The organism is Pseudomonadaceae bacterium SI-3 (genome assembly GCA_004010935.1).
GTDB lineage: Bacteria > Pseudomonadota > Gammaproteobacteria > Pseudomonadales > Pseudomonadaceae > Stutzerimonas.
In genome coordinates this window covers 4021516-4043985 of the sequence record CP026511.1, presented here as the reverse complement: position 1 = coordinate 4043985, position 22470 = coordinate 4021516, and the positions used below count along the sequence as shown (strand labels likewise).

Genomic DNA, 22470 nt, shown 5'->3' with positions numbered 1-22470 from the left:
CAACACTCGGACTGAAGCGGCCGGTAACGAGGCTCGCACGGGGGCGGCGATCATACGCGATTGTCGGGCGAGCGGAGCGGGCGCCGACAGACGTAGCGCATTACAGCCTGACGGGATGACAGTTGCGTGATCAGGTCCTGAATCGACGTTCAGCAGACGCATCGACGAGTCAGAAGATGAACCTGCGTGGCAGGCTGGGGCGCACCTCTTCTGGTCGGATCGGCTCACGTCACCACTGACGAAATGGCGATTTATGGGCATAATTCATAGCTTGCTACCTATTGTCGCGGTTTCCCTCATTGAATAACTCTCACCGGCCCCTGCTTGGCGTGTCGCTGATTCTGGTTTCTTGCCTGACGCTCGCCACTCACGACGGGCTGTCCAAGTATCTGACGCAGCTCTACCCCGTGTTTCTGGTTATCTGGGCGCGTTATATGGCGCAGACGGTGCTGATGCTCACCTTGTTCACGCCACGCATGGGGCGTCGTGTGTTTCATACCCTTCGGCCGAAGCTGCAGATCTGCCGTGGCCTGAGTCTGGTCAGCGTCAGCATGCTGTTCATCAGTGGCCTGAGTTACATCCCCCTGGCCGAAGCGACTGCAGTCATCTTCCTGACCCCATTGCTGGTTACCATCGCGTCCGCCTTGCTCGGCGAACAGGTCAGTCGTGCCCAATGGCTGGCGGTCGGCTGTGGGCTGATTGGCGTGATGATCATCGTGCGGCCGGGCGGTGCCTTGTTTACGCCGGCGATCTTGTTGCCGTTCGGCGCGGCGCTGAGCTTCACGGTTTATCAGTTGATCACCCGTCGACTCAGCGCCACGGATCATCCGGTCACCAGCAACTTCATCACCAGCGTGGTTGGCAGTCTGGTGATGAGCGTGCTGGTCTTCTTCAACTGGCAGACGCCAACGCTGCATGACGCGCTGATGATGGCCGGGCTTGGTGCCATGGCCATGAGCGGTCATCTGTTGCTGACCAATGCGTTTCGCTTTGCCAGCGCCGCTGCGCTGGCACCGTTCACCTATTCGCAGATCATCTTTGCTGGGGTGGTAGGCCTGGTTGCCTTTGGACATACGCCGGATTTCGGCGCCATTGTCGGCATGGCCATCATCATCGCCAGCGGGCTGGTCATGGCGTATGTGCAAGGGCGACAACCGCGCCCGGCACTGTGAAACACCGAGACGTGCAATAGGCCGTCCGTACCACTACCAACACTGAACAGACAAGGGCGACTCGACCCTTGCGTGCGATTCATCAGGAACCCCCATGCAACGTATTTCTCATCACACCCTGCGCAGCGAGTTCCGTCGGCTGCTGGCCTCCGATCGCTGCTACCACACTGCATCGGTATTCGACCCGATGTCGGCGCGTATCGCCGCCGATCTGGAATTCGAAGTCGGCATTCTCGGTGGCTCGGTCGCCTCGTTACAGGTCCTGGCCGCGCCCGACTTTGCGCTGATCACCCTGAGTGAATTTGTCGAGCAGGCGACACGCATCGGCCGCGTGTCTCGGCTGCCGATCATCGCGGACGCCGACCATGGCTATGGCAACGCGCTCAACGTGATGCGCACGGTGGTCGAGCTGGAACGCGCCGGCATCGCGGCGCTGACAATCGAAGACACGCTGCTGCCAGCCAAATTCGGGCGCAAGTCCACCGACCTGATCGGCATGTTCGAGGCGGTCGGCAAGATCCGTGCGGCACTGGAGGCACGCATCGATCCCGAACTCGCGATCATCGCGCGGACCAATGCGGGTGTGATCGGCCTGGAAGAGGTGATCGCGCGCGTGCAGGCCTACGAGGCAGCTGGCGCCGATGGGATCTGCCTGGTCGGCATCGAGGATTTCGAGCAGCTGGAGCAGGTCGCGGAAAAACTCAGCGTACCGCTGATGCTGGTGACCTATGGCAATCCTAAGTTGCGCGACAACACCCGTCTGGCTGCGCTTGGCGTGCGCATCGTGGTCAATGGTCACGCGGCCTACTTTGCCGCGATCAAGGCGACCTACGACTGCCTGCGCGAGCAGCGTCAGATCGATGCGTCCGATCTCAACGCCTCGCAGCTGTCGGTCAAATACTCAACCGCCGAGGAATACATGGTCTGGGCCGAGGAATACATGCAGGTCAAGGAGTGACCCCTCCCGCCTGGCGGCGCGCGCCGCCAGGCCTCTTTTCGATGCGTTAGCGGAGATCCGATGAGCCCACGCCTGCTGACCTTCATGGTGGCATTCGCCGCCTTTCTCGGCCCGTTCACGCAGACGGTCTACGCACCGATTTTGCCGGAGCTGGGCGAGGCGCTGCAGACGACGCCGCTGCTGATCAACCTCAGCATTTCGATCTTCACCTTCGTTTTGGCGTTCATGCAGATCGTCTACGGCCCGCTGGTGGATCGAAGTGGCCGCAGGCGCACCCTGTTACTGGGGCTGGCGTGCTACATCGGCGCTTCCATCGGCTGTTTTCTCTCAACCAATATCGAGACGCTGCTGGTGTTTCGTGCGCTGCAGGCAGTGGGTATCGCTGCCGGTGCGGTGGTGGCAGTGACGGTGATCGGGGATCGGTTCGAAGGCGCCGAGCGTATTCGGGCGATGGGCTCGTTCCAGATGATGGTGGCGCTGGGGCCGGTGGTCGGCCCGGTGGTGGGTGGCTTCATCGGCGAGCACCTCGATTTCCATTACGTGTTTCTGCTGCTCGCCGTGGTCGGTGCTGTTGCGTTGCTGAGCAATGCGATCTGGCTAGAGGAAACCCGTCCGGCTGGGAGCGCGCCGCGCGCCTTCCATCCCAGGGAGTACCTGGAGGTGGTGCGCAATCGTCAGGGGCTGGCGATCATGCTGCTGAGCTTTGTGCAGTACTACGCCTTCTACAATTACCTGGTGTTCATGCCGCGCGTGCTCGGCGCCACTTACGGCCTGAGTGCCAGTGAAAAGGGCCTGGTGTTTCTGCCGCTGTCGATTGCCGTGGTGGTCGGCAGTTTTGCGGGTGGACGGCTATTGGCGCGCTGGCGGCCCCGCCCGGTGCTGGTGACGACGGCGGCGCTCAATGCCCTCAGCCTGCTGCTGTTTCTCGCGGTTGCGCAGTGGTCGCTGGCGGCGCTGGTGGTGGCGGTCAGCGCGTTCGGGCTGTTTCTCGGCCTTTCGCTACCGGTACAGACCAGCCTGCTGATGGACCTGTACCCGCACAACCGAGCCACCGCGGTGGGCAGTTACAACTTCTTTCGCTTCATGGGCATGGCCACCGGGCCGGTGCTGGGCTCCTGGCTGTATCAGGACGGCAACCTCGGCCTGCTCTATGGCTTTGCGGCCGCGGCCTTTCTTATCGCCGTATGGCACGCGAGGATGCGCTTCGAGCAAGGTTAATGACCGTCGACTAGAACAGCGAGCGCTCGGCCTTGAACATGAAGTAGCTCTCGCAATAGGTGTTCTGGCCCGAGTAGACGCCGCACTCGCGGCCGCGAAGGCTCGAGTCGGTGTATGAGAGATCCAGGCGTACGCCGAGCCAGGGGCGAGACAGGTTCAGCGACCAGTCATTGAAGACTTCAACACTGCCGCCTGGGTGATACATCGGGCTGTCCATCGAGTGGCTGGCGTATTTCAGGCGCAGGTCCAGCTCCAACGGACTTAGCCCACCAAGCTCCAGGAGCAGGGTACTGTCGGTGCGCCCCGGGCGGCTGCTGAGTGCGCCACCAAGGCGACTGCCGGCCAGGTTGAAGCCTGCGTAGTATTCGTGGCGATCGGCACCTTCCAGTTCCGGGAAGCTGTAGCGGATCACGCCCAGTTCGTAGCCTGGCGCCTGGTCGAAGCGGTGCTGGACGTAACCGATATAGCTGTCCAGTTCCAGCTGGTTGCCCTCGAGGATGCCCATGCTGGGCGCCCATTGGCCAACGTACCAACCGCTCTCGTGGGTGAGGTCCAGCCCGCCGCGAAAGGTGCTGGCGGCCGTCGGGTTCACCAGCCCTTGGGCCATGCTACGAGTGGGGGCCGTGCCGAGTCGCAGGTCGAATTGGCCGACTTCGCGTTCAAGCACTTCCGGCTGGCTGGCGCATCCGCTCAGGCCAATTAACAGCGCCGGCAGGATCTTCGTGTGCATCACCGCTTCCCTGGGGGTGTGTTTACAGAAGGCCGGCGGGCGACCTCGATGAGACAAGTCCCGAGATAGAGCATCTGTAGTGGGGCTTGCCGTTCAATCGGCTGGAAGGATAGACAATGCAATGTGGCGCTGAGGTCCGTTCGTCGATTTGACGCCAACGGATCGACGGGTGGTTTTTGGGTTAGGGACACGGAATGCGCGTCACGTCAGTCGCATTACTGAACGGTGCCCGGGGCAGATGTTCCAAGCTAATACACTGTTAGACCTGGCTTGCTGGGAGGTCGCGATGGCTACGGGTTGGGCGAATGAGGGTGCGGTTCAGGAACAGATCGACAGCACCATCGAAGATGCTGTGCAGCGAGCGCGCAGTCGGTTGGGGCAGGGCGAGAGCCTGACGCACTGCGAGGAATGCGACGCTAAGATTCCCGAGGCGCGGCGGCAGGCCGTGCCCGGTGTCAGGCTGTGCGTCAAATGCCAAACCGAACGGGACAAGCAGGAAGCCAAATTCAGCGGTTACAACCGCCGCGGCAGCAAGGACAGCCAGCTGCGCTGAGTGCGTGACAAAAAAACGCGCCGGTAAGGGCGCACTCGGCGCTCCTGTGCCTGTCACACATCGCGTCCCCACAGGTTCACGGAAGAGGAATATACCCATGATGATTTTCGAAGCGTTGCGCCAAAGCCACGATATCCAGCGTGATCTGTCTGAAAAGTTGGTACAGACCCGCGGTGACAGCGCCGAGCGGCAAGCGATTTTCGCTGAGCTCAAGCACGAACTCTGGGTGCATTCAGTGGCCGAAGAGCGCCATTTCTATATCCCGCTGATGCGTGATGACAGCGGGGTCGACCTGTCCCGTCATGCGATCGCCGAACACCATGAAATGGATGAGATGGTCGAGGCGCTGGAAGAAACCGATCCCAGCAGTCCGAGCTGGCTTGTGCAGGCACGCAAACTGTCGGACAAGGTTCACCACCATCTTCAGGAAGAAGAGCACAAATTCTTCCAGATGGCCGGCAAGATCCTCAGCGATCAGCAAAAGAGTCAGCTAGCTGGTGCTTACCTAGGCGCTTACGACGTCATGAAGGCTGAGCACGCCTAGAGCGCTCGCGCTTCGGTGGGCATGCTGAAAACGAAGGTCGTGCCCGCTTCGGCTGTTGACTCTGCGCGCATGCTGCCGCCATGCGAGCGCGCAATTTCATTGGCGATGTAGAGCCCCAGACCGAGGCCGGACTGGCTGCTCGAGGGCTCGCGCCAGTAAGGCTGAAATAGATGATCCAGCCGTTCTGGTGGAATCGGCTCGCCCTGGTTGTTCACCGACAGCAACAGCCATCCTTTTTCGATAACCGCGCGGACCTGTACCCGGCCATCCGTTGACCCATGCACCAGCGCATTGGCGAGCAGATTGGACAGCAACTGCGCGACGCGATCCGCATCGCAGCGGACCCCGTCGAGCGGAGCGATGTCGGCTTCGATTGCGCGTTGCGGATTGGCGCTCTGCATCTCCGAAACGATATGCGTCAGGGTGACGTGAAGGTCCTTGCATTCGCGGTTCTGCAGCGGAATGCCATTGCCCAGCCGGCCGCGGGCGAAGTCCAGCACATCGTCAACCAGGCGTGATGCGCGACGAGTCGCAGTAAGCATGTGCTCGGCAATGCCGGTGATCGAGGCGTCCTTCGTGCGCCTCATCAACAGCTGCGCGCCGGACAGAATCGAGGAGAGCGGATTGCGAAGGTCATGCCCGAGCAGGGCGATGAATTGCTCCCGCAGTTCTGCCGTCTGCTGCGCATCGAGCAGGGCTGCCTCGGTGGCTTCGAACTGCTCTTCCGCCTCCAGCTGAATGGCCAGCAGCTTGGCGAACGATTCCATCATCGGCAGGATCGGCATTTCCGACAGATTCGCAGGCAGCGGATCGAGTGCGCAGACGGTGCCGAAAAAACTGCCATCGGTGCGAAACACAGGGGTCGAGATGTAGCTCTCGAAGCCATACATCTTGGGCGTGTGATGGTTGCAGTAACGCCCGTCCTCACTCACCTTGCTGATGATGATGGTTTCGTGAGATGCGCGGATTTCGTGGCACAGCGTAGTGGTCACGTCCAGCTCGCCGCCGACCTGCAGACCGAAGTTGGTCCGGTCGAGCACGGCGCACGCTGTCCAGGAATCTTCGGTAACTCGCGCAACGGCGGCGAACCGTAACCCGGTGGTCTCGGAGATCACCTGGAGGATCGCCGGCACGGCGTTGATACGGCTGATCGCCGAAATGTCGTCGGTTATCGATCGGTTCATGCAATGTCATGGCGGCGCGTGATGATGGCCGTGCACTTTATCACGCACCGTTTCGAAGAGCGGAATCGAGCCGACTATCTGCCGACCCGCCCCGCCCCGACCCGACCCGTTCAGGGCATTACGCTTGGGTCGTCAGGGGAGGGTTAGCAACGGCCGGAACGATTTGTTTGCGCATCAGCAGGTAATGCACCACGGCGCCAAACAAGGCGCCCAACAACCAGGCGAAGCCCGACAGGCTTTCCAGCCCCGGCGTCCAGACCGACGCAACGGAAAAGATCGAGCTCACGCCAAACGCGATGACCGCTTTACGGTTCCAGCCGGCGTTGAAGTAGTAGGTCGATCCGGGTTCCGCGCAGAACAGTTGTTGTACGTCCAGCCGCTGCCGACGAACCAGGTAATAGTCGGCGACGATGATGCCGTATAGCGGTGCCAGCACGGCGCCCAGCGTATCGACGAAGGCGGCGATGCCCACCGCACTGATGAACGATACCCACAACGCACCGATGAAAAACGCGATAGCGGCGGTGATGAAACCGCCGGTGCGGGCGCTGATGTGTGCTGGCGCCAGATTGGCGATGTCGTAGGCTGGCGGGATGAAGTTGGCGACCAGGTTGATGCCCACTGTGGCGGCGAAGAAGGTAATCGCAGCGATCAGCGTGAGGCCGACGTTGTCGATGCGCGCAACGATGTCGGTCGGGTTGGTCAGCGTCTCGCCGAACACCACAACGGTACCGGCGGTGATCACCAGCGCAATCAGCGAAAAGATCGCCAGGCTCACCGGCAGGCCGAGAAAATTGCCGATGCGCATCTGGCGCTCGCTCTTCACGAAGCGGGCAAAGTCGCCGTAATTGATCACCACGGCTGCGAAGTAGGCCACCATGGTGCCGACCACCGCGGCGAAGGCGGCAATGGGGCCGCCGGCGTAGCTGCCAGTGCCGCTGAAGATCGTACCCAGCGCGCCAGCAAGGCTGGGGCCCGCCTTGTAGCAGATGGCGATCATCATCGCGATCATCACCAGATAGACCAGCGGCCCAGCCCAGTTCAGAAAGCGCGTCACCCAGTCCACGCCTCTGATGAACAGCGCAACCTGGAAGACGCAGACGATCACATAGGCGATCCAGTCGATGGCGGTCAGTCCCAGCAGCGTGGCTTCCGAGCCTGGCCCCGCCAGAGTGCGGATCAGCAGCGCCACCGCGGTCGAGGCGAAATAGGTCTGCACCCCGTACCAGAAGATCGCCACGATGCCGCGCACCACAGCCGGAAAGTTAGCGCCGCGTACGCCCATGCTGGCGCGCGCCATGACCGGGAAGGGGATGCCGTATTTGACGCTGGGTTTGCCGGTCAGCTGCACCAGCCCCATGACGATGAAACCCGCCAGCACGATCCCGGCAAGCACGGCCCAACCGTTCAGGCCGTAACTGATGAACAGCGTCGCGGCGAGGGTGTAGCCGAACAGACTCTGGATATCGTTCGACCAGACGTTGAAGATCTCGAACCACCCCCACTTGCGTTTGGCGGGGGCGAGCGGCGCGAGGTCCTCGTTGTACAGAGTGGGGTCTATTTGCTTGATGTGGAAATCGTCGTGATTCATAGGTGGGCGCTCTGTGCAGATTATTGTTCGCTTTTTGTATGCAGTTCTTGTTCCGCGTATGGCACAGCCCGCGACATCGAGGCACATCCCTGGAGCATGAGCGGCCTACAGCTACCTAGACTAGACGCTGCTCTGAAGGGCGTTAGATTTGTTTGTATACAAATCACGGTGTAGGGAAATCCATTTCATGCCAACTCTAGGCATCTTATTTTGTGCACCAGGGAGAAGCGCTATCGTGGCCAACGCCCCAGGCAGGGGCTTCGATTCGGGACGAATGTCCGGCCGTGCAACAGGCTTGATGCCTACGGCGCGAGCCGCGGGAGCCCCGTCCCGCCGGCCCGTTACCATCAGCGGAATGTAGGGTGGGCTTTAGCCCACCGTTGCGCGATCAGGGTATGAGTGTGGCTAAGCCGAACAACGCCCTTGGTGGGCTAATGTGGCTGAGCCGAGCGAGGCCCTTAGCGGGCTGAAGCGTAACGCCGCCCGGGCTCCCTACGGAAAGGCGTAAGCCTCGGGCGCGCCGTCCCGCCAGCCCGTAGCCATCAGAGAATGTAGGGTGGGCTTTAGCCCACCGTTGCGCGATCAGGGTATGAATGTGGCAGGGCCGTGCGGGACCTTGGTGGGCTGAAGCCCACCCTACCGATGAATGGAGCTACGAAAGTGCCGCCCCGCCAACTCGTAGCCATCGGAAGAAATAGAGAAAGTAGGATGGGCTTTAGCCCACCGTTGCGCGATGCAGATATTCAAAGCGATCAGAACAGGAAGTACCGCTGCGCCATTGGCAGTACGTCCGCCGGCTCGCACCAGAGCAATTGCCCGTCCGCGCGCACCTGGTAGTTCTGCGGGTCGACCTGGATGTCCGGCGTGTAGTCGTTGTGGATCAGGTCCTTCTTTTGCACCTGGCGGCAGCCTTTCACCACGCCGATCTTCTTCTTCAGGCCCAACTGCTCCGGCACACCGGCTTCGAATGCCGCCTGGCTGATGAAGGTAAAGCTCGACGCATGCAGCGAGCCGCCGTAGCTGGCGAACATCGGCCGGTAGTGCACCGGTTGCGGTGTCGGGATGGAGGCGTTGGCGTCACCCATCAAGCTCGCGGCGATGGCGCCGCCCTTGAGAATCAGCGTCGGCTTCACGCCAAAGAACGCCGGGCGCCAGAGCACCAGATCGGCCCACTTGCCCACCTCGATCGAGCCCACCTCGTGGCTGACGCCATGGGTGATCGCCGGGTTGATGGTGTACTTGGCGATGTAGCGCTTGGCGCGGAAATTGTCGTTGCCCGCGCCGTCACCCGGCAGGGCGCCGCGCTGCTTTTTCATCTTGTCGGCGGTTTGCCAGGTGCGGGTGATCACCTCGCCGACGCGGCCCATGGCCTGGCTGTCGGAGCTGATCATCGAGAAGGCACCGAGGTCGTGGAGGATGTCTTCGGCGGCGATGGTTTCGCGACGGATGCGGCTCTCGGCAAAGGCCACGTCCTCGGCGATGCTTGGGTCGAGGTGGTGGCAGACCATGAGCATGTCCAGATGCTCGTCGATGGTGTTTCGGGTGAACGGCCGGGTCGGGTTGGTCGAGCTGGGCAGCACGTTGGGCAAACCGCAGGCCTTGATGATGTCCGGCGCATGGCCGCCGCCGGCACCCTCGGTGTGGTAGGTGTGGATGGTGCGGCCCTTGAATGCGCCCAGAGTGGTCTCGACGAAGCCGGACTCGTTCAGGGTGTCGGTGTGGATCGCCACCTGCACGTCGTACTGGTCCGCTACGTTCAGGCAGTTGTCGATGGCCGCCGGGGTGGTGCCCCAGTCTTCGTGGAGCTTGAGGCCGATGGCGCCGGCCTTGACCTGCTCGATCAAGGGTTCGGGCAGCGAGGCGTTGCCCTTGCCGGTGAAGCCGATGTTCATCGGGAAGGCATCGGCGGCCTTGAGCATCATCGCCATGTGCCAGGGGCCGGGTGTCACGGTGGTGGCGTTGGTACCGGTGGCCGGCCCGGTGCCCCCGCCAATCATGGTGGTGACGCCGCTCATCAAGGCTTCTTCGATCTGCTGCGGGCAGATGAAGTGGATGTGCGAGTCGATGCCGCCGGCGGTGAGGATCATCCCTTCACCGGCGATGACTTCGGTCGCGGCGCCGATGGCGATGGTCACGTCCGGCTGGATGTCCGGGTTGCCGGCCTTGCCGATGGCGGCGATGCGGCCGTCTTTAAGCCCAACGTCCGCCTTGACGATGCCCCAGTGATCGAGGATCAGCGCGTTGGTAATCAGGGTGTCGACCACGTCGGCGGCGCACAGCTGACCCTGGCCCATTCCGTCACGGATCACCTTGCCGCCGCCGAATTTCACTTCCTCGCCATAGGTGGTGAAGTCTTTCTCGACCTCGATCCACAACTCGGTGTCGGCTAGGCGCACCTTGTCGCCGACGGTGGGGCCGAACATGTCGGCGTAGGCTTGGCGGGAAATCTTCATTGAATCTCATCCTGTCCGTAGGGTGGGCAACGCGAAGCGTGTCCACCAGCAATCTGGGTGGTGGAAAAGCCTTCGGCGTTTTCCACGGGGGTGGCCATCCACCCAACGAAATAACGCTACGTCAGAGGGCGCCCATCACCCGTCCGGCAAAGCCGAACACCCGGCGGTCCCCGGCCAAATCGACCAGCTCCACGTCGCGGCTCTGACCTGGCTCGAAACGCACGGCGGTGCCGGCCGGAATGTTCAGCCGCATGCCACGAGCTGCGGCGCGGTCGAAGGCGAGCGCATCGTTGGTTTCGAAGAAGTGGTAGTGCGAGCCGACCTGGATCGGACGGTCGCCGCTGTTGGCCACACAGAGGGTCAGGGTGCGGCGGCCGGCGTTGAGCTCGATGTCGCCGTCCTGGATCTGGTATTCGCCGGGAATCATGAAGACCTCATGGAGAGACGTTTGTAGTAGAGAACGGTGGGGTGATAGGTGCCGTCAGGCCGTGCGGCGTAGTCGGGGATTTCTCCGGCACGTTGATACCCGAGCCGTTGGTAAAAGGCTTCAGCGGGACTGCCCACCTCTGTATCGAGGTACAGCAAACCGCGTTGCGTGCGTACCGCTTGATGCTCAAGCGCGTGCATCAAACGCGCGCCGATGCCGCGCCGGCGAGCAGCCTGATGGACCAGTAGTTTGTTGACCTCGGCGCGATTGAGTCCGTTGGGTTTGAGACAAAGTGCAAGCTGGACGCTTCCGATGATGCTTTGGCCCTCGGTTGCCACCCACAGGAGAGACTGACGGGTGCGGAGCGCCTGCTCGACCCCATCAAAGTAGGCGTGCGCCTGTCCTGCCTCCAGATCATCAAGGAAACCGACAGAAGCGCCCTGTCTGACCGCATCAAGCAGCAACTCGACCAGGCCGTCGCGGTACGAGGCGAACGCACAGGCATCCACCGAGACGATGTTGATCACATCGTTTCGTTGACCGACGACCTGGTCGAGCGGAGCAGTCATGGCAGCTTCCTCTCCGGTGTCAGTACCAGCTGCATCAAAGTCAGATCCAGCCAGCGATCGAATTTGCAGCCGACCTGGCGCATCTGGGCTGCATGAGTGAATCCGAGTTGTTGGTGCATATGGACCGATGCGCGGTTCTCGCTTTCGATTGCCGCGACCATTACGTGCTTACCAAGCTGCCGGGCGCGCTCGATAAGGGTCTGCATTAGGCTGCGGCCGATGCCGCTGCCGCGGTGGTCAGGGCTGACATACACTGAATTTTCGACGGTATGACGAAAGCCGTCGTGGGGGCGCCACGGGCCGAACGAGGCGTAGCCCGCGACCTGTCCGTCCTCGTCGATCGCGACCAGCACGGGATAGCCTTGTTCGTGGCGCTCGGCCAGCCACGCGCGGCGGTTGTCGAGATCGACCGGCTGGTCGTTCCAGATTGCCGTGCTGTTCTGTACCGCGTCGTTGTAGATCTCTAGGATGCCTCCGAGGTCGGCGTCCAGGGCGTCACGTATCTGCACGTTCAATTCCTTCCAAGCGTTTCGGGATCATCATCGTTGCGGGCTTCGCCGCAGTAGACATTGACCCGTGTTTCAAGCGATTGGTTGATGCACGGTGACCAGCTTGGTGCCGTCCGGGAAGGTGGCTTCGACCTGGATCTCCGGGATCATTTCCGGCACGCCTTCCATGACCTGATCACGAGCCAGCAGTGTGGTGCCGTAGTGCATCAGCTCGGCGACCGTCTGGCCGTCGCGGGCACCCTCGAGCAGCGCGGCGGATATGTAGGCCATGGCTTCCGGGTAGTTGAGCTTTACACCGCGGGCGAGGCGACGCTCAGCCACCAGCCCTGCGGTGAAAATCAACATCTTGTCTTTTTCTCTCGGCGACAAATCCATAACGGCTCCAATCGTGGCGGTGGATATCGCTTTTCGCATCCACCGGCTGGTGGTGGCAACCACACAGCGAATTTCGGGCGGCCATGCATCTGGTGCTGGCCGGCGTAGGGTGGGTAACGGCGGAGCCTTACCCACCGCAGTTCATGTACTCCAGATCCTCGGTGGCACCGCCTCGCGATCGAGCAGTTCAGGTCGCAACAACCGCCACACGTCGATCAGCCAGGCCCGTGCATGCAGCGCCTCGCCAGCCAGGCAGCGCCCAACGAGCATGCCAGGCAACTGTGTCAGATCGCCCCGCACCCGGTTCGGAAGCGCACGGCAGCGCTCCAGCAGCTCGGCACTGATCTCGCCACTGACAATCATGGTGGCGAATACGGGGTGGCCGTCGAGACCGATCGGCGAGTCCAGTAGCCCGTCGTTGCCTGTTACACGCTGGCGCTCGTGCCAAAGCAGTTCGCCGTCGCGGCTGATGTTCAGCTGTGCCTGGAAATGACCCGCGTCGAAGCGCTCGCCGCTGGCCGGTCGACCCAGCGCGATGATGTCCCAGTAGAACAGCCGCGCATTGCCTTCTAATTCGATCGATGTGCTCAGCTCGGCCTGCGCCGCCGAGTAGATGATGGTCTCCTGCGGCAACCACTCCAGTGTGGCGCCGGCCTCAATGCGCAACTGCACATTCTGGAAAGCCGGGCCGCCCGCCCGGTACCACTTCGCCGCGCCAGGGCTGGTCAGCTGTGCCCAGGCGCCGCTGCCGACCGCGGCACTGATGTCCAACCGATCACCGCCGGCAATCCCGCCCGGCGGGTGCACGATGATGTGCTGACAAACCTCCGGACCCTCGGGATAAAGATGCTTTTGGACCCTCAACGGGCCGCTGTGACGGCGTAATACCGGGCGTGTCCCACCGTCGAAGCGGGCATAGCCCAGTTCGAGTTCGGCGTTCCAGTGGGGCGTGAATAGCGGAGTCAGAGCAGTCATGAACCGTGAGATCAGCAAGTGGTTGAACCAGCCGAGCAATTGTCGTGCCTCTCGCGCCAACGCGGTGCGCTGCGGCGCTTACTAGCCCGGTGGGCGAGTAAATGAGCCGAACAATGGTGAGGTTGCCGGCTTTTGATGCCCTCCAATGGTGCGTGCGAAAGGTTTTGCGTGGGGCTTGATCCACTTTGGTGCGCTTCAGTGAGGCCTTGTTGCGACGTGCTCGGCTTGATCGAGCGGCGATTCGTTGAAGCTTGGTCTGAGCGATCGGGCAGTCACTGAAATAGCTTGTTGCCAGCATCACGCTGCTTTATGGGCCTTTATCTCTTCCGAGCTGCTCGTTTGACGAGGGTGCGAGCGAGTGCCAATGTCAGTCAGGCGAAGAGTCCGATTTGCCCGGCGGCGGTGGCATGTTCGACCGGCTTGACCGGGAGGAATCGGCAGTCGCTCGGTGGCACACATAACAACAAGATCCACGGAGACGCCGCATTGAATCTATTGTTCCAGCAAGTGCTCAACGGCTTGACCCTGGGCAGCATCTACGGTCTGGTCGCCCTTGGCCTGACGCTCGTTTACGGCATCCTGCACATTCCCAACTTCGCCCACGGCGCGCTGTACATGGTCGGCGCCTTCGCGTCCTACTACTTCATGACCGACATCGGGCTGCACTACTGGATCGCCATGCTGGCGTCCGGTGTGGTGGTGGCCGTGCTGGCGGTGCTGTCCGAGCGGTTGGTATTTCACCCGCTGCGCAACGCGCCACCGATCCACGACAAGATTGCGGCGATTGGCATCCTGCTGTTTCTCGAGGCGGTGGTGCAGATGCTCTGGGGCTCGGACTTCCGCCGCATGGCCTCGCCCTATGGCGGCATCCTCAACTTCGATGGGCTGATCATTCCTGAACAGCGTCTGTTGATCATCGTCGGCGCGTTCACGCTGATGCTGGCGCTGCACCTGTTCCTGCGCAAGACGATGCTCGGCTCGACCATCATCGCCATGGCCCAGAGTCGCGAGGGCGCGTTCCTTGTCGGCATCGACTCCAACCGCGTGGCGATGCTGACCTTCGCCATCTCCGGCATGCTCGCCGCTTTCGCCGCGACGCTCTACGCACCGATCAACTTGGTGTACCCGGCGATGGGGCACCTGGTGATCATGAAGGCCTTCGTGATCATCGTGCTTGGCGGCATGGGCAGCATTCCGGGGGCGATCATCGGCGCCATGATCCTTGGCTTCGCCGAGAGCTTCGGCGGCTTCTACCTGTCCTCGGATTACAAGGACATCATCGCCTTCTCGCTGCTAGTGGTGATCCTGTCCTTCCGCCCGACCGGGCTGTTCGTCAAGGGGGCTCACTGATGCATCGTTTCGCGTCCTTACTGACCGGCCGCGGCGCCAAGCTGGTGCTGCTGGCATTGGCCCTGGCCTTCCCGCTGTTCGCCAAGAGCGAGTATCAGGTCTACGTGATGGCCAGCGCCTTTATCTGGGCGATTGCGGTCTACGGTCTGAATATCATCACCGGCTACTGCGGTCAGCTGAACCTGGCACACGGCGGCTTCTTCGCCATCGGCGCCTACACCCTGGCGATTCTCACGGCTGACCATGGCTGGAATTTCTGGCCCGCCTTCGTGGCGGCCGCGCTGGTTTCGGCCGCCGTCGGTGCGCTGGTCGGCATCGTCTCGCTGCGCTTGAAGGAGCACTTCTTCGCCATCTTCACGCTTTGCGTCGGCTTCATCATTTATCTGCTGATCGACAAGTGGGAGGAGCTGACCCACGGCGCCATCGGCATTCGCGGCATCGCCGCGCCGGACGGCTTCGGGCTGGTGGATTTCAGCCAGACGGTGCCGTTCTACTACCTCGCGCTGCTGTTTCTGATCCTGGCGATCTGGTTCGCCGGTCGCCTGGCGTCCTCGCTGCTGGGGCGTACCTTCATGGCCATTCGCAACGGCGACGCGCTGGCCCAGTCGCTGGGCATCGACCTGATGCGCAACAAGCTGCTGGCCTTTGTCCTTTCGACTACCTACGCCGGTATCGCCGGTGGGCTCTATGCCTCGATGATCCGCTTCATCGGGCCGGAGGAAGCCAACCCCAACCATACCTTCGACATGATCACCTACCTGCTGGTGGGCGGTTTCGGCACCCTGTTCGGGCCGCTGGCCGGTACCCTCGGTGTGGTTTGGATCACCCAGTCGCTGCAGTTCCTCGAGGACTACCGGATGATCATCTTCGGCCCGCTGATCGTGGTGCTGGTGATCTTTATGCCGCGCGGCGTCATCGGCACCTTTCTCGGCTGGAAGCTGCGCAAGGACACCGCAGCAGCGCGGGCCAAGGACCCGCGCGCGGCTACCAAGGTCACCCCAGGCAACGAGGTGAACAGCAATGCTTAAGGTCGAGAATCTGACCAAGATGTTCGGCGGGCTGGCGGCGGTACACGACGTCAGCGTCGAGTTCGAAGCGCGCAAGATCAACGCCATCATCGGCCCGAACGGCGCCGGCAAGAGCACCTTTTTCAACCTGATTTCCGGCGTTCACAAGCCCAGCTCCGGGCGGATCCTGATCGACGGCCACGACGTTTCGCGGATGCGCTGCGACCGCGTGGCCCGGCTCGGCGTCGGGCGGACGTTCCAGACTACGCACCTGTTCGAGCAGGCCACGGTGTTGGACAACTTGATCGTTGGCCACCGGCTGCGAACTCGATCGGGCCTTTGGGATGTGCTGATCAACTCCAGGCGCCTGCAACAGGAGGAGCGTGAATGCCGCGAGAAGGCGCGCGCCGCGCTGGATTTCGTCGGCTTGGCGCATCTGGAAAATCGAGTGGTGCTGGATATTTCACAGGAGGAGCGTAAGCGCGTCGCCTTTGCCCTGGCCTTGGCCACCGAGCCGAAGCTGGTGCTGCTCGACGAGCCGGCGGCAGGCGTCAATCCCGAGGAAACCGAAGGCCTTGCCGAGCTGATCCGCAAGATGCCCGAGCACGGTCTCACCGTGTGCCTGATCGAGCACAAGATGGACATGATCATGGGCCTGGCGGACAAGATCATGGTGCTCAACTACGGCGAGAAGATCGCCGAGGGCACGCCCGCCGAGATCAAGGCAAACCCGGCTGTCATCGAAGCCTACCTGGGGAGTGACTACGATGCTGCAGCTTGATCGGGTCGATGTCTGCTACGGCAGTTTCAAAGCGCTGAACCAGGTCTCGATGACGGTTGGCGCCGGCGAACTGGTGGTGCTGCTGGGGGCCAACGGGGCCGGCAAGACCACCTTGTTCAACACCATCAGCGGGCTGCTCAAGCCCACTGCCGGCACCATCACGCTGGAGGGTAAGCGCATCGACGGGCTCAAGCCGTCCGGCCTGGTTGCCGCCGGCGTGGTGCACTGCCCGGAGGGCCGCAAGCTGTTCCCGCAGATGTCGGTTGCGCAGAACCTCGCGCTCGGCGCCTATCTGCATCGCCGCGACGGTGACGGCAACAAGCGCAACCTGCAGGAAGTGCTCGATCTGTTCCCCATCCTGCACGACAAGCGCAACCAGCCGGCCGGCTCACTGAGTGGTGGCCAGCAGCAGATGGTGGCGATCGGCCGAGCGCTGATGAGCCGCCCGCGGCTGCTGATGCTTGATGAACCCTCGCTCGGGCTGGCGCCGCTGGTGGTTAACCAAATGTTCGACGTGATCTCACGCATCAACAAATCCGGCACCAGCGTGCTTCTGGCCGAACAGAACGCCTTTGCGGCATTGAAAATCGCGCACCGCGCCTATGTCATCGAGGGCGGCAGCCTGGTGATGGAAGGTGACCAGCAGGCCATGCTGGGTAACGAAGCCGTGCGCAAAGCCTATATCGGCGCCTGAACAGTCATGACCCAGGAGATAACAATGAAAACGCTCAAAGCGCTTGGACTGGCAATCGCCGCCGCTCTTACTGCTTCACAGGTGTCCGCCGAGCAAACGCTCAATATCGGTTTCACCGGCCCGCTCAGCGGCGGCGCCGCGCTCTATGGCGAGAACACTCTGTCCGGCCTGCGCATGGCGGTCGATGACGCCAACAAGGCCGGCGGCCTGAAAATCGGCGACGAGACCTACAAGGTCAATCTCATCAGCCTGGACGACAAGTACTCACCGAGCCAGGCCGCCACCAACGCCAAGCGCCTGGTGAAAGAGTCCAACGCCGCCGCCGTGTTCGTCCCGCACACAGGCGGCGTGTTCGCGCTGCAGGACTTCAACGTCGGCGACGACTTCTTGATCATGGCGTACACCAGCGTGCCCTCGGTGACTGAGCAGGGCAATCCGCTCACCGTACGCATTCCGCCGGAGTTCACCGGCTACGTCGATGCCTTTTCCGACTATGCGCTCAAGCATCATGGCAAAAAGCTCGGCATCGCCGGCGCGACCCACGAGTACGCCAAGATCTGGACTGACATGATGACCAAGGCCTGGGAAGAGAAGGGCGGCGAGATCGCCGAAAGCAATCCCATGGACTACAACAAGTCGACCGACTTCTATACCGGCGTCAGTCGCGTGATCGCCTCGAACCCGGACGTGATGTTCGTCGGCGGCGCCTCGGAACCCACCGGGCTGGTCATGCAGCAGGCGCGGCAGCTTGGCTTCCAGGGCGGTTTCATCGTCATGGATCAGGCCAAGCTGGATGAAATCGCCGCGGTCACGGGCGGTCTGGATCTGCTGGAAGGCGCTATCGGCGTAGTGCCGCTGTCCGAATACGAGGGCGAGGCGGCCAAGGCGTTTGTCGAGCGTTACAAGCAGGCCCACGGCAAGGTGCCGGGCTCCGAAGCGGCCTACAACTACTTGGCCTTTCATACGTTGGCCAAGGCTATGGAGCTAGCCGGCAGTACCGATCCGCAACAGGTGCGGGCGAAGATGGCCGAGGCGATCAGCGCGCTCGACCCCAAGTACAACCTCTATTCGATACAGGGCATCACCGACAAGGGCGGCTTCATCACCCCGACCACCATGGCGGTGGTGGAAGACGGCAAGATCGTGCGCAAGGAAATCGAGTAATCCCTCCATGGCCGGACGGTCCTCCTGGGCCGTTTCGGTGACCGGCTTCTGCAGTCGCTCTCGATCCTCTTCATGCCCTGCAGGGAGACCGTCTTGCTCCGGTCCCCCCTGACATCTCTCTCGCTTTCAAGCGAAGCTGGCTCAGCTGCAAGCACCGCCCGGCACAGCTTTTCTATCGTCGAGGTGCCCCATACCGTCGTCGGTAACGGAAGCATCACCGAAGGGTAGGACGCATACGTTCGCCGTTATGAGGCACGTAGCCTAGAGGCGAAACTCAGGCATCCCTCTGCGCCGTCTTTACTTGTCCCGATCAATATTGAACGGCGACCAGGCCTGTCGGGTGGGCATGACTTCGAGTCGGTTGATGTTGATGTGGTCGGGCAAGGTGGCCACGTAGAAGATCTGCTCGGCAATGTCTTCGGCGGTCAACGGCGTGGTGCCGCGGTAGAGCTTGTCGGACGCTTCCTGGTTACCTTTGGTGCGGACCAGCGTGAACTCGGTCTCGGCCATGCCGGGAGCGATGTCGGTGACCCGTACGCCGGTGCCCAGCAGGTCGCAGCGCAGGTTGTAGCTGAACTGCTCAACGAACGCCTTGGTAGCTCCGTAAACGTGGCCGCCTGGGTAGGGCCAGTGGCCGGCGACCGAGCCGATGCTGATGATGCTCGCGCCCTTGCCCGTCTCGATCAGACGCGGCAGTAGCGCATGAGTAACGTTGACCAGGCCGGTCACGTTGGTGTCGATCATGGTGTGCCAATCGTTCAGATCAACTTTCTGCGCGGGCTCCGGGGCGAGCGCCAGGCCCGCATTGTTGACCAGCGATTTGACCTGGCGAAAGCCTTCGGGCAGCTCGGTAATCACCTGCTTCACTGCCTCGGCGTCGCGTACGTCGAGCGTGGCGATGTGCACCGGGACCTTGGCCGACAGCTCTTCCTTCAGCGCTTCGAGCCGCTCATGGCGGCGTCCGGTCAGGGCCAGCGACCAGCCGGCCTCGGCAAAGCGGCGGGCAGTGGCTCGGCCAAAGCCGGATGTCGCACCCGTGATGAAAACCACGTTGTTCATGCAGGGACCTCTTGTCTGTTCGGGTAGGCAGGCCGCACGCGGCCGACCCAGGGAGCTTACTGCGTCAGACCGCCAAGAGCAGCAGCCAGTTGCCCACCACGGGCGAGTCAGGCGGTTAACGGAGTGGCTAGGCTAAAGGGGCAACGAGTCCGACCTGGCGGCATCCGGACGTAGTGCTAGCCGCTTGATTGGCAGGGCGAATTGTTTGCAAGGAGTGCGACGCCAGACCGAACGCGGCGCCCATCAGCCATGGACGGGTCAAAAGGCTCGCCACCAGGGCGAGCTTTCAGATTGCGACCAGGCCGCGTACACCCTCGGCTTCCATCGTCTCGCCACGGCCCTGCTGGATGATTTCGCCGCGGCTCATCACCAGATACTGGTCGGCCAGCTCGGCGGCGAAGTCGTAGAACTGTTCCACCAGCAGAATCGCCATGTCACCGCGGGCGGCGAGTTTCTTGATCACCACACCGATCTCCTTGATCACCGAGGGCTGGATGCCTTCGGTGGGCTCGTCGAGGATCAGCAGGCGTGGCTTGCTTGCCAGTGCGCGGCCGATGGCCAGTTGTTGCTGCTGACCACCAGAGAGATCACCGCCGCGGCGGTGCTTCATCTCTTTCAGGACAGGGAACAGCTCGTAGATGAACTCGGGGACTTCCTTGGCCTCCTTCGCGCTGAAACGGGAAAGCCCCATCAGCAGATTTTCCTCTACCGTCAGGCGCCCGAAAATTTCCCGGCCCTGCGGCACGTAAGCAATCCCGGCATGCACGCGCTGGTGCGGCTTGAAGCTGGTGATCGGCTTGCCCTCCCAGTTCACCGCGCCTTCCTTGGCCGGGATCAGGCCCATCAGGCATTTGAGCAGCGTGGTCTTGCCGACGCCGTTGCGGCCGAGAAGGCAGGTGACTTCGCCAATTTTTGCATCGAACGACAGGCCGCGGAGGATATGGCTGCCGCCGTAGTACTGATGCAGTTGTTGGACTTGCAGCATGTGCGACTCCTTCACTTTTGTGGATAAGCCTCTGGCGTTATCCACCCTACGATTAGGTTTGCGTTGATGCGGGCGTGAACGTTCGGTGGGCGTAGGGTGGATGACGCTTTATCCATCCACCGCAAGCTGCCATGGGTGGAGGCAGACCGCGTAATCCATCCTCCGAATCAATCACCGCCCCAGATAAACCTCGATCACTCGCTCATCGTTTTGCACGGCTTGCAACGAGCCCTCGGCCAGGACCTGGCCCTGGTGCAGCACGGTGACGTGGTCGGCGATGGTGTCGACGAAGCCCATGTCGTGCTCGACCACCATCAACGAGTGCTTGCGCGCTAGGCTCTTGAACAGTTCGGCAGTGAACTCGGTTTCGGCGTCGGTCATGCCGGCGACCGGCTCGTCGAGCAGCAGCAGTTGCGGGTCCTGCATCAGCAGCATGCCGATCTCGAGGAACTGTTTCTGGCCGTGGGACAGCAGGCCGGCGGGCCGATTGCGAGAGGTGTCGAGGCGAATAGTGCTCAGCACTTCGTCAATGCGGTCGCGCTGCTCGCCGTTGAGCTTGGCTCTCAGGCTGGCCCACACCGACTTGTCGGTCTTCTGCGCCAGCTCCAGGTTTTCGAATACGGAAAGCGCTTCAAACACCGTCGGCTTCTGGAACTTGCGGCCGATGCCGGATTGCGCAATCTCGAATTCGCTCATACGTGTCAGGTCGAGGGTGTCGCCAAAGAACGCAGTGCCGCTGTCGGGGCGGGTCTTGCCGGTGATGACGTCCATCATGGTGGTTTTGCCGGCGCCGTTGGGGCCGATGATGCAGCGCAGTTCTCCCACGCCGATGTACAGGCTGAGGTTTGTCAGCGCCTTGAAACCGTCGAAGCTGACGTTGATGTCCTCGAGGCTGAGGATGGTGCCGTGGCGGGCGTCGAGCCCGGCGCTCTTCGCTCGGCCGAGACCAATGGCGTCGCGGCCGCTGCCGCTGGCGTCCACCGGGTCGATCAGTTCGGGTACGGGTGCGGTTTTCATTGTTCGCCCCTCCGGCGCAGCAATCCGATGACGCCTTTCGGCAGGTACAGGGTGACGACGATGAACAGCGCGCCAAGGGCGAACAGCCAGTACTCCGGGAAGGCCACGGTGAACCAGCTCTTCATGCCGTTGACGATGCCGGCGCCGAGCAGCGGGCCGATCAGCGTGCCGCGCCCGCCGAGAGCGACCCAGACGGCGGCTTCGATGGATTGCGTTGGGGCCATTTCGCTGGGGTTGATGATGCCGACCTGCGGCACGTAGAGCGCGCCGGCCAGGCCGCAGAGCACGGCGGACAGCGTCCAGATGAACAGCTTGTAGCCGCGGGGATCGTAGCCGCAGAACATCAGGCGGTTTTCCGCATCGCGCAGCGCGGTGAGTACTCGACCGAACTTGCTGCGCGCTAGTTTCCAACCCAGCAGCAGGCTGCCGGCCAGCAACGCCACAGTGGCCAGGAAGAGCGCGGCGCGGGTGCCCGGTGCGGTGATGTCGAAGCCGAGGATACGGGTGAAGCCGGTGAACCCGTTGTTGCCGCCGAAGCCGGTTTCGTTGCGGAAGAACAGCAGCATGCCGGCGAACGTTAGCGCCTGGGTCATGATCGAGAAATACACACCCTTGATCCGCGAACGGAAGGCGAAGAAGCCGAATACGAAGGCCAGCAGGCCGGGCGCCAGCACCACCAGGCACATCGCCCAGAGGAAGCTGGAGGTGCCGTACCAGTACCAGGGCAGCTCGGTCCAGGCGAGAAAGCTCATGAACGCAGGCAGCCCGTCGCCGGCGCTTTCGCGCATCAGGTACATGCCCATGGCGTAACCGCCGAGGGCAAAGAACAGGCCGTGGCCGAGGGACAGCAGCCCCGCGTAGCCCCAGACCAGGTCCAGCGCCAGTGCAACGACGGCGTAGCAAAGGATCTTGCCGACCAACGTCAGGGTGTAGGCCGAGACATGGAAGGCATTGTCTGGCGGTAGAAGGTGTAGTAGCGGCATGGCCAGAAGGGTGACGAGCACGAGGCCGAGTGCGACGGCAGTGAGTTTCGGTCCGGCTTTTTGTGTAGCTGTGAGGGTGAGTGGCTGGTTCATACGTGGCCGTCCTGCCGAGGATGGATGGCGGAAATGCCGATTCGTAGGCTGACCTGTAGGAGCCAGCTTGCTGGCGATC

General features: G+C 62.2%; 23 protein-coding genes. 10 read left to right on the top strand and 13 right to left on the bottom strand.

All coding sequences use genetic code 11. The features are described 5' to 3' along the window. Positions 1-299: 299 nt before the first annotated feature. From C1896_18950 to C1896_18940, 3 genes are all read left to right on the top strand, one after another. Complete coding sequence (locus C1896_18950) at positions 300-1172, top strand: EamA/RhaT family transporter (protein AZZ46809.1); 873 nt, start codon at positions 300-302, stop codon at positions 1170-1172. Between the two features lie 94 nt (positions 1173-1266). Continuing rightward, complete coding sequence (locus C1896_18945; protein AZZ46808.1) at positions 1267-2130, top strand: oxaloacetate decarboxylase; 864 nt, start codon at positions 1267-1269, stop codon at positions 2128-2130. Between the two features lie 60 nt (positions 2131-2190). After that, positions 2191-3348 carry an MFS transporter gene (locus C1896_18940; protein AZZ46807.1) on the top strand — a complete coding sequence of 386 codons (1158 nt, stop codon included), beginning with the start codon at positions 2191-2193 and terminating at the stop codon, positions 3346-3348. A 10-nt stretch (positions 3349-3358) separates the two neighbouring features. Here C1896_18940 and C1896_18935 read toward each other — a convergent pair whose 3' ends face one another. Next, entirely contained in the window at positions 3359-4078 is a 720-nt protein-coding gene (locus C1896_18935) for a hypothetical protein (GenBank protein ID AZZ46806.1), read from the bottom strand. A 286-nt stretch (positions 4079-4364) separates the two neighbouring features. Between C1896_18935 and C1896_18930 the strand changes: the two genes are divergently transcribed. Beyond that, positions 4365-4631, top strand: coding sequence for a DksA/TraR family C4-type zinc finger protein (locus C1896_18930; protein ID AZZ46805.1), 267 nt, complete (start codon positions 4365-4367; stop codon positions 4629-4631). A 97-nt stretch (positions 4632-4728) separates the two neighbouring features. Beyond that, positions 4729-5175 carry a hemerythrin gene (locus C1896_18925; GenBank protein ID AZZ46804.1) on the top strand — a complete coding sequence of 149 codons (447 nt, stop codon included), beginning with the start codon at positions 4729-4731 and terminating at the stop codon, positions 5173-5175. Here C1896_18925 and C1896_18920 read toward each other — a convergent pair. The 8 genes from C1896_18920 to C1896_18885 all read right to left on the bottom strand — a co-directional run bounded on the left by C1896_18920 (position 5172) and on the right by C1896_18885 (position 13258). Beyond that, entirely contained in the window at positions 5172-6359 is a 1188-nt protein-coding gene (locus C1896_18920; protein AZZ46803.1) for a histidine kinase, read from the bottom strand. The genes C1896_18925 and C1896_18920 overlap by 4 nt on opposite strands. 118 nt (positions 6360-6477) lie before the next feature. Then, the gene (locus C1896_18915) at positions 6478-7950 is read right to left on the bottom strand and encodes an allantoin permease (protein AZZ46802.1); all 1473 of its coding nucleotides are present in this window, start codon (positions 7948-7950) and stop codon (positions 6478-6480) included. A gap of 752 nt (positions 7951-8702) precedes the next feature. Further along, positions 8703-10403 (bottom strand): urease subunit alpha, encoded by a 1701-nt coding sequence (gene ureC / locus C1896_18910; protein AZZ46801.1) that lies wholly within the window; start codon positions 10401-10403, stop codon positions 8703-8705. A 121-nt stretch (positions 10404-10524) separates the two neighbouring features. Further along, entirely contained in the window at positions 10525-10830 is a 306-nt protein-coding gene (locus C1896_18905) for an urease subunit beta (GenBank protein ID AZZ46800.1), read from the bottom strand. After that, on the bottom strand, positions 10827-11399 hold the full coding sequence (locus C1896_18900; GenBank protein ID AZZ46799.1) for a GNAT family N-acetyltransferase: 573 nt from the start codon (positions 11397-11399) through the stop codon (positions 10827-10829). Before C1896_18900 ends, C1896_18905 begins: the two co-directional genes overlap by 4 nt. Beyond that, the gene (locus tag C1896_18895) at positions 11396-11908 is read right to left on the bottom strand and encodes an N-acetyltransferase (GenBank protein AZZ46798.1); all 513 of its coding nucleotides are present in this window, start codon (positions 11906-11908) and stop codon (positions 11396-11398) included. Before C1896_18895 ends, C1896_18900 begins: the two co-directional genes overlap by 4 nt. 72 nt (positions 11909-11980) lie before the next feature. Further along, a complete protein-coding gene (gene ureA / locus C1896_18890; GenBank protein ID AZZ46797.1) occupies positions 11981-12283 on the bottom strand; it encodes an urease subunit gamma in 303 nt (100 codons plus the stop codon). Between the two features lie 141 nt (positions 12284-12424). Further along, positions 12425-13258, bottom strand: a complete 834-nt coding sequence (locus tag C1896_18885; protein AZZ47738.1) for an urease accessory protein — start codon at positions 13256-13258, stop codon at positions 12425-12427. 486 nt (positions 13259-13744) lie between these two features. Between C1896_18885 and C1896_18880 the strand changes: the two genes are divergently transcribed. The 5 genes from C1896_18880 to C1896_18860 are packed head-to-tail and all read left to right on the top strand — an operon-like array spanning position 13745 to position 18254. Then, entirely contained in the window at positions 13745-14608 is an 864-nt protein-coding gene (locus C1896_18880; GenBank protein AZZ46796.1) for a branched-chain amino acid ABC transporter permease, read from the top strand. Beyond that, a complete protein-coding gene (locus C1896_18875; protein ID AZZ46795.1) occupies positions 14608-15636 on the top strand; it encodes a branched-chain amino acid ABC transporter permease in 1029 nt (342 codons plus the stop codon). Before C1896_18880 ends, C1896_18875 begins: the two co-directional genes overlap by 1 nt. Continuing rightward, complete coding sequence (gene livG, locus C1896_18870; protein ID AZZ46794.1) at positions 15629-16396, top strand: ABC transporter ATP-binding protein; 768 nt, start codon at positions 15629-15631, stop codon at positions 16394-16396. The genes C1896_18875 and livG overlap by 8 nt, the downstream gene beginning before the upstream one ends. Continuing rightward, on the top strand, positions 16383-17090 hold the full coding sequence (livF, locus tag C1896_18865; GenBank protein AZZ46793.1) for an ABC transporter ATP-binding protein: 708 nt from the start codon (positions 16383-16385) through the stop codon (positions 17088-17090). The genes livG and livF overlap by 14 nt, the downstream gene beginning before the upstream one ends. A gap of 24 nt (positions 17091-17114) precedes the next feature. Beyond that, complete coding sequence (locus C1896_18860; GenBank protein ID AZZ46792.1) at positions 17115-18254, top strand: ethanolamine utilization protein EutJ; 1140 nt, start codon at positions 17115-17117, stop codon at positions 18252-18254. 297 nt (positions 18255-18551) lie between these two features. On the opposite strand, the gene C1896_18855 is transcribed toward C1896_18860, so the two are convergent. The 4 genes from C1896_18855 to urtC form a co-directional block, all read right to left on the bottom strand. Beyond that, positions 18552-19313, bottom strand: a complete 762-nt coding sequence (locus tag C1896_18855; protein ID AZZ46791.1) for an NAD(P)-dependent oxidoreductase — start codon at positions 19311-19313, stop codon at positions 18552-18554. A 286-nt stretch (positions 19314-19599) separates the two neighbouring features. Further along, positions 19600-20298, bottom strand: a complete 699-nt coding sequence (urtE, locus tag C1896_18850; protein ID AZZ46790.1) for an urea ABC transporter ATP-binding subunit UrtE — start codon at positions 20296-20298, stop codon at positions 19600-19602. A gap of 171 nt (positions 20299-20469) precedes the next feature. Next, complete coding sequence (gene urtD / locus C1896_18845; GenBank protein ID AZZ46789.1) at positions 20470-21315, bottom strand: urea ABC transporter ATP-binding protein UrtD; 846 nt, start codon at positions 21313-21315, stop codon at positions 20470-20472. Next, positions 21312-22391 (bottom strand): urea ABC transporter permease subunit UrtC, encoded by a 1080-nt coding sequence (gene urtC, locus C1896_18840; GenBank protein AZZ46788.1) that lies wholly within the window; start codon positions 22389-22391, stop codon positions 21312-21314. The genes urtD and urtC overlap by 4 nt, the downstream gene beginning before the upstream one ends. Between the last annotated feature and the right edge of the window lie 79 nt (positions 22392-22470).